The organism is Gordonibacter sp., from assembly GCF_036667095.1.
Lineage (GTDB): Bacteria > Actinomycetota > Coriobacteriia > Coriobacteriales > Eggerthellaceae > Gordonibacter.
Window position 1 is genome coordinate 1 of sequence record NZ_JAVWUP010000125.1, and the last position, 7507, is coordinate 7507.

7 protein-coding genes are annotated in these 7507 nt (G+C 54.0%); 6 read left to right on the plus strand and 1 reads right to left on the minus strand.

Annotated elements, in window-relative coordinates:
* Positions 1 to 964: 964 nt before the first annotated feature.
* Positions 965 to 1483: an antiterminator LoaP gene (gene loaP / locus RR842_RS10265; RefSeq protein ID WP_332729675.1), complete on the minus strand. Its 519-nt coding sequence runs from the start codon at positions 1481 to 1483 to the stop codon at positions 965 to 967.
* Positions 1484 to 2361: 878 nt separating this feature from the next.
* Between loaP and RR842_RS10270 the strand changes: the two genes are divergently transcribed.
* From RR842_RS10270 to RR842_RS10295, 6 genes are all read left to right on the plus strand, one after another.
* Positions 2362 to 2916, plus strand: coding sequence for an NPXTG-anchored protein (locus RR842_RS10270; RefSeq protein WP_332511871.1), 555 nt, complete (start codon positions 2362 to 2364; stop codon positions 2914 to 2916).
* Positions 2917 to 3069: 153 nt separating this feature from the next.
* The gene (locus RR842_RS10275) at positions 3070 to 3963 is read left to right on the plus strand and encodes a class B sortase (protein ID WP_332521673.1); all 894 of its coding nucleotides are present in this window, start codon (positions 3070 to 3072) and stop codon (positions 3961 to 3963) included.
* A gap of 46 nt (positions 3964 to 4009) precedes the next feature.
* Entirely contained in the window at positions 4010 to 5152 is a 1143-nt protein-coding gene (locus RR842_RS10280; RefSeq protein ID WP_332729676.1) for an LCP family protein, read from the plus strand.
* A 72-nt stretch (positions 5153 to 5224) separates the two neighbouring features.
* Positions 5225 to 5890 (plus strand): Wzz/FepE/Etk N-terminal domain-containing protein, encoded by a 666-nt coding sequence (locus RR842_RS10285; protein WP_332565798.1) that lies wholly within the window; start codon positions 5225 to 5227, stop codon positions 5888 to 5890.
* Between the two features lie 3 nt (positions 5891 to 5893).
* A complete protein-coding gene (locus tag RR842_RS10290; protein ID WP_332729677.1) occupies positions 5894 to 6859 on the plus strand; it encodes a CpsD/CapB family tyrosine-protein kinase in 966 nt (321 codons plus the stop codon).
* A gap of 39 nt (positions 6860 to 6898) precedes the next feature.
* The coding region (locus RR842_RS10295; RefSeq protein ID WP_332729678.1) for a CpsB/CapC family capsule biosynthesis tyrosine phosphatase at positions 6899 to 7507 on the plus strand (609 nt) is incomplete at its 3' end.

The following is a 7507-nucleotide window of genomic DNA, read 5'->3' on the forward strand; positions in this document are numbered from 1 at the left end:
ACAAAATTAGCACAGCAACCGAGAAGGTCAGGTCGAATGCTCGTTTCAAAAACCGATATGCGTGTCGCTCTTCATTAATACGACGAGCCGCCTCGACTACCTCAGGATCTGGCGGAGTTTCTCTAGCCGGCTCTCCGCTCACCTCATAAATAAAACCGCTGCGCACCGTTTTTTCGGGCGCAGCAGTGTCGCTATTTTAGCTCGACACTTGCGCGTCAACGTAATCACGCTGATCGGCTGTCCCGAAGGGTACTTTATCGAGCACGGCGAAATTGTCTTGAGGAGTGGTCATCGAATCTTAGCCAAGCCGAACTGTTGACGTAAATACGTAGGTCGTCTCCAAAAGCAATGTGCAAAATCGCCCCTGAAAAAAAATGCTTGCTGTTGTTATGTTCTCACTACATGCCATTACGTTTGCTTGCAATCTCTTCCCTTAGCTTGCCTGTAAGCAATCTCTTCCTTAACCCCAAAACCCTCAACCCCACCGTTCGCATCCAAGAGTCCCAACCCGCCATCATTTTCTGCCCTTACACAGCAGCCCTGCCCACTACATCCTCAATAGAGTAAGGCTTCGCTCCTTGCCCTGCGAGGGTAAGACAAAGCAATAATGATATTCGGTCTCTTACTCAAACAAAACGCGCACCCAGTGACGATCTCTTGTGCGCAAGATATGCAAACACAACTGACTTGCGAGTGAAACTTACCTAGAGATACAAAAAGACTCGCACAATAATTAAGTCGCGCAGCCCTTCCGTGCCCCTTAATAGCAATGGCGATAATTTCTCTTAAGAAAATACCGCGCAGCGATGCTGCGTTATGCATCATAAAACCTTTTGCATTATCGAGCTTTCCGACAGATGCAGAGCGGAATCGGGAACAAGGGTCAACAGGCGAGTCTCCAGGGGAGACGCGGGCATCAAACGACGAGACAGCCCTAGCTGTCACTGTGTCGTTATCCTCTAAGTCATATGTTGTTACGTTTTCTGACAATCTCTAATCCTACTTTGATGTTTACCATGCGGCCGAACATCGTGGTTTCCAAGTACGCCAAGCGTTTATGGCGGTCAATCCTTTTCACGAGACCGGCCTGGCGAACTAGGGGGCCTTTCGTGATGCATATCTCATCGCCCTCGATCACGCCTTCCGACATCTCAACCACACGGTGGTTCTTCGTCGTAAAGGAATCAAGGAGCGCTATCTCGTCTGCATTAAGAGGTGTGAACGCCCTGTTGTTTCCCAAAAGTTTAGTGAAGGCGGGCACTTTGCGAAGCTCTTCGGCCGCCTGTTCAACATCCTTAGTAATAAGGAAGAGATACCCTGGCAACAATATCTCTGTGCAGCGCTTCCACTCCCCCCGAAATTTTTTCATAATTTCGTATTGAGGAATAAAGCACTCTTGCAAAACGCTGTCGCCGACAATCTGATCAATCATCTGAAGCACGCGGCGTTCCTTGCCACCCATGACCTGCACAACGTACCACATTGCGCCTCCTTGGTTTGCATACCCCCAGTAGAACGTATTTCACACCCTATTAAGAAGCATTCTTTTCCCTACCCTGCCTACCCAAAACATCACGGCAGGCCCACACCCGCGGTGTGCGAGAAAGGCCCTGCCATGCCCTTTTGGGCGGCACGAAACAACAGTATTCAACCTCTTACTTGCAACGAGACGCGCTCCCAGCGACGATCCCTTACGCATAAGATATGCAAAACAGATTAGCCTGCTATCCATCGATCTCCGGAGAAGAAAAAGGGCCGCATGAATCAATCTCAACCATGCAGTCCTTTATGTTGTCCCCAAACTTCTCTCGGGAAGCTTTCTGCACTCTAGCAACCGTACAGTCAGAATGCAAACCAACCATTCGCCCGTTCCTTGGCAATACTGGGTCAAAACCACACCGATTCGTTATGTATTACCTGATAAACTGACGAAGTTCATTATAGAGGATAGAGGCAATTTTACAGTTTGGCAACTGTAAAATTGCGAAGAATCCTCCTCCAGGGGTGCAGGCATACTGTTACTATCTTTCCCCCGCGCACACGATCTTTCTTCAACCTCACGTCTTAGAACAGGTGTACCAATTATTTTCCACTAGCGGCGGTAGTGGAAAAATACGTAGCCAAACTGCTCGCCTATCGCTCAAGTATCAAAAAACGCCGACAAACGGTTTGATATAAAATGCATTTCCCCTGAACCTATTGCATAACACCTTTTATACCTCATTATCGTAGAGCTACCGTGTTTACGAGGTAAAAGGTCAGTTTTTCATTGACAACTTGTGCAAAAGGTAGGTATCATGCATGGAGGTAAAGCGGTAAAACTGTGTTCGCGTGAAGAGCACCCGAAGAAAAGGATAGATTATGAAGAAGAGGATTGTGGCTATTGCCTGCGCCTTTGCCTTGGCGCTTGCTATGCCCGCATTGGCTTTCGCAGCCCCGAGTCCGACCACCCCGGATCCGGTCACCGGCAACAACGGCGTTGTCATCAACGTGAAGGCTGGCTCTGGCGCAGTTGAAAGCGTTACGGCTACCACCACGAACGCCAAGAACGTTCCCACCGGTGCCACCGTACTTGCCTCCTTTGAGGTTAAGGGCAACGCTCAAGACGTAACCCTAACGTTCAATGTTGGCAAGCAGTACGCTGGCTACTCCTGCACCGTTTATGTTGAGCACAACGACGGTACCACGGAAGCCCTCCAGGCCACTGTTTCTGCCGATGGTAAAATCTCCGTTCACACCAGCGGCCTTTCCACCTTCTCGGTAGTTATGGGTGCTGCTGGCTCCGGTGCTGCTGACGGCAGCGCGAAGTCCCCGCAGACTGGCGTTGACTTCGGCACGGTTGCTGGCGCTACGGCTGTCACGGCCATCGCTGCCGGTGCTGTGTTTGTTGCCCTGCGCAAAAAGGTTACCGAATAGCGTAAACCGCTCCTAACGCGAAGTTGTTTATAGAACTTGTATCGAAGAGGCCTGTTTTACAACAGGCCTCTTCTTCTATATGCAGGCAATTTGATACCATGGGCAGAACACCTACAGCCATGGCCTAGCGCCTGCGAAAGCGAGTACCCCTTCATGTCTTCTGATCCCCGAAACTCCCCCAACACCCCCCCACCTGCTCGCGCTGCACAGCAGGACCGCGATGTTCAGCCGAAGCATGCACGACCTGCAGCATCATCGGAAAAAAATGCGTCGAAGAAGCGCTCGGTTATTGCCCTGTCTCTCCTACTCGCCCTCTTGCTCTGCGGCGTAGCCGCCGGGGTGGGCTATATGGTCTGGCAGCAAATGGAACTGGATCGCGCGGCCCAACAAATCAAAGACACCCCCGAGCCAGTTATCGAACAACCCGCAAACGACGAACAAAACAACCTCATAGACAACCCCATCGATTTCGCATCGCTGAAGCTAGAGAACCCCGATATTTACGCGTGGATACACATTCCCCAAACCGACGTAAACCTTCCCGTGCTGCAAAGCGTCGAAAACGACAACCTCTACCTCGACCACAACCGCGATAAGGAATACGCCGTCGAAGGCGCCATCTATTCCCAGATGGCAAACGACACCGGCTTCTCCGACCCAGTAACCGTGCTCTACGGACACAACCTGGTGAACGGAACCATGTTCTCAACCTTGCATTACTTCGAGAACGAAGATTTCTTCAACGCCAATGAAACGATGTATATTTACACGCCGGGGCATGTGCTTACCTATCGCGTTATCTCGGCTTACCTGTACGACGATCGACATATTCTGAATTCCTACGATTTTCGGAGTCCAACCGTTCTACAAGAGTATTTCAACTCGGTAATCAATCCAGATTCTTTGCTTGTTAACACCAGACCCGGCACTGAACTGTCAATTGATGATAAAATAGTGCAGTTAAGCACGTGCATGAGCGACACCAATCATTCCAACAGCCGCTATATCGTAACGGGAGTATTGATAGATGACCAACCGACCCGCTAACCGACCGGCCCAGCCGTCGCGGCAGCCTGAAGGGCGTCCTATATCCATGCCTCCCTCAAAGCAGGGGGCCAGCAAAACGAGCGCTTCGCACGACGACACGACCGACTTCTTCGCCGCTAAACAACAAGAGGCACCGCAACAAGAAGTGCTTATCCGCAAGCGCAAGCGCCGCAACAACAAGCGTAAAAAGCGCGTTCGGACTACTCTCGTGGTGATCCTTGCTTTGGCACTGGTCGGCGGCGGCGTAGCATTCGGCATCATGAGCGCCATCAAGGCTGGCGAAGGAGCCGTCCATCAGGCAGCGCAAGCAGAAGATATTCAGACCGTCGAAAATGCCGTCACCTACGACGAGGGCAAGACGGTCAAATACAACGGACACACCTATGCCCTGAACGAGAACATCGTATCCATTTCCATCATCGGCTTCGACCGCACCGCCCCTGCCGTCGAAGGGGAAAAAGCCGGCCAAGCCGATGCCGTACTAGTTATGGCGCTTGACACCAAAACCGGCAAGGTAACCGCCATAGGTCTGCCACGCGACAGCATGGTCGAAGTAGGCGAATTTGTCGGTGACGCTTTTGCCGGACTGAACACGATGCAGCTCTGCTTGGCTTACGGCTATGGCGATGGACGCGAAACCAGCTGCCAGTACACCACCACGGTTGCCTCTCGCGTACTGTACAACATGCCCATCTCCTACTACTTTGCCCTCGACCTGAGTGGCGTGGGCCCATTGAACGATGCGATCGGCGGCGTAGCGCTCACCCCGCTGCAAAGTATCCCCAATACGAACATCGTCGAAGGCCAAGATACGGTGCTGTTTGGCAACAACGCCTTGCGCTACGTGCAGTGGCGCGACACCTCGGTGCTGGACTCGTCGCTCGATCGTCAAGCCCGCCAGGTGCAGTACATCAAGGCATTCGCTTCCCAGACGCTGCAAATGTCGCAGGGAAGCTTGGGTACGTTGGCAGATCTGTTCGGTACGGCAAGCGAGTATTCCATCACCAATTTGGGACTGAACGAATTCAGCTACTTGGCCACTTCGGTGGTCTCGAACGGCATCACCAGCCTCGAAGTAGTAACCCTGCCTGGCGAAATGAAGCAGGGCGAGAAGTACGCCGAGTTCTACCTAGACAAGCGTGCCGTCTACGAAACGGTGCTCAGCGTGTATTACCAGCAGGTCGACTAGGGCATACGCCGATTAGTTCGATCAGAGAACCCCGCGCTTGCTGAAGCTTAGACGTTAAAGGAGAGATAACCCGTGACCTTGCTAGAATTGCTACACCTGCTTCGGAAGAAGTGGTTCCTGGTCGTGCTGTTTCCGCTGGTATTTGCCGGTGCAACGGCTGCGTACTCATGGGGCTTCATGTCCAACGACTATACCTCCAGTGTGTCGCTCTATGTTTTGACCAAGACCGACAGCCAGAATTCGTCAAACATCACCAGCAGTGACGTCACGGCCAGCCAACAGCTGGCAAACGACATCGCCGTGCTGGCGAAGTCAAACCGCGTCATCGATGCCACGGCGCACTCACTGGGCATGACCACGCTGAAAGGCTACAACGTGAAGGTGGATTCCGCCACCACGAACCGTGTTATCACTCTGAGCGTGACCGGAAAGAAACCAGAAGCCGTCGCCCAGATTGCCGACGAGTTGGGCAAGCAGACTTCCGACACCGCTGTCGAGGTCATGGATCTGAAAGCCGTCAACGTCATCGAATCCGCCCAGGTTCCCGCTGCCCCCTCAGGTCCGAACCGCGTCATGTACACCGCCGTTGCTTTCTTGGCCGGCCTGTTCTTTGCCGTGGCGCTCATCGTGCTGCTGGACCTGATCGACACGACCGTAAAGAACCCCGAGGAAGCTGAGGAACTGCTGGGATTGCCGGTCTTGGGCCGGATGCCGTCTCTGAAGGGTAAGGGGAACTAAACCATGGCCAAGAAAAACAAGAAGGTCCTCGCCCGCTTCGAGCATCCGCAGCTCTCCAATGCCTCAAAGACATTGCTGGCCAACATTCGCTTCGCATCGGTCGACGAGAAGGTAAAGACCATCGTGGTCACCTCCTCTGAAACGAACGAAGGCAAGACCATCGTGTCCACGAACCTGGCAAACGCCATTGCCACCTCGGGCAAGAAGGTGCTTATCGTAGAAGCCGACATGCGCCGCCGCTCGCTGGGCAAACTGCTGGACATTCACCCGGCAAACGGGCTCTACGCTGCGCTTTCGGGCTCGGCCACGCTCAGCGAGGTCATTATGCCCACGCATATTCCCAACCTGTACTTCATCGATGCCGAGCCGAACATTCCCAGCCCACCCGATATCCTCAGCACGAAGCGCTTCGCCTCACTAGTCGACAAACTGCGCGACTCCTTCGACTACGTTATCTTCGACACCCCGCCCGTGTCGCTGTTCGTCGATGCCGCCATTCTGAGCAGCTTGGTTGACGGCACCTTGTTCGTCATTCGCCAGAACCAGACGAAACGCGCCCTTGCAGCGAAATGCGTGCAGCAGCTGCGCGTTGCCGACGGGCGCATCCTCGGAACGGTCATGACCTTCTGCTCGGATGACGAGAGCAGCTACTACTATGCCTACTACACGCAGGACGGCAAGCGTGCGAACAAAGAGGATAGGGAGCCGGCCACCATGCCCGCCGAGCTGAACGGCCCCTCGAGCATCCCCTGGGATCAGGAGAAGCGAACCGCGCCACCCCGACGCCAGAATCCGGCAACAGCGCAGCCCGCAGCGCAGACCCACTCCCAAGCACCGCGCAGCGGGTCTCCGGCTGGAGCAACACCGAACGGTCCGGCCGCTGGTGCGGGAAACCCCTATGCGCCGAATGCCTTCAAAAGCCTCGGAATGCCAAATGCACGCCACAAAAACTCACGGCGTCAGCCGTAGGCCCAGGCCAACCGGCTCCCCAACTCCAAGGCTGCTGAAATGTTCGATATACACTGCCATATCCTGTTCGATGTCGACGACGGCTCGAACGACTTCGCCGAATCGCAGGCTATGCTTAACGCCGCACGCAATGCGGGCATCGACAACATCGTGTGCACGCCGCATTGCCGCGGATCGCGCTTCGACTACCAGCGCATCGTCGACCACTATGACGTACTAAGTCGGTTCGCCCATTCGCAGGGCTTCGCTATGGCGCTAGGATTCGAAGTGTACTGGGAAAACCTGATAGACTTCGGCCTAGAGAACGCTTCAAGGCTCTGCATCGAGGACACAAACCTCATGCTGTTGGAACTTTCGGTGGGCAGTATGCCTGTTAACTGGCAGCGCATCATCTACAACCTGCAAGGACAGGGCATACAGCCCATCATCGCCCATCCGGAGCGCTACCGCGCCGTTCAGAACAACCTGGATATCGCTTTCGAGATGAAAGACCTGGGCTGCTTGCTGCAGCTTTCCGGCAACTTCGCCACAGGCGGATTTCGCAGCAACAGCAAGCGCGCTGCATTGCAGTTATTGGAAAACGGCCTGATCGACTACGTCGCCTCGGATGCGCACTGCGTCGAAGACTACAACGACTACCGCAAAGCC

Bases quoted from the DNA above. Each gene is read 5' to 3' on its own strand.
- loaP (WP_332729675.1), bottom strand. From the start codon at position 1,483: ATGTGGTACGTTGTGCAGGTCATGGGTGGCAAGGAACGCCGCGTGCTT.
- RR842_RS10270 (WP_332511871.1), top strand. From the start codon at position 2,362: ATGAAGAAGAGGATTGTGGCTATTGCCTGCGCCTTTGCCTTGGCGCTT.
- RR842_RS10275 (WP_332521673.1), top strand. From the start codon at position 3,070: ATGTCTTCTGATCCCCGAAACTCCCCCAACACCCCCCCACCTGCTCGC.
- RR842_RS10280 (WP_332729676.1), top strand. From the start codon at position 4,010: ATGCCTCCCTCAAAGCAGGGGGCCAGCAAAACGAGCGCTTCGCACGAC.
- RR842_RS10290 (WP_332729677.1), top strand. From the start codon at position 5,894: ATGGCCAAGAAAAACAAGAAGGTCCTCGCCCGCTTCGAGCATCCGCAG.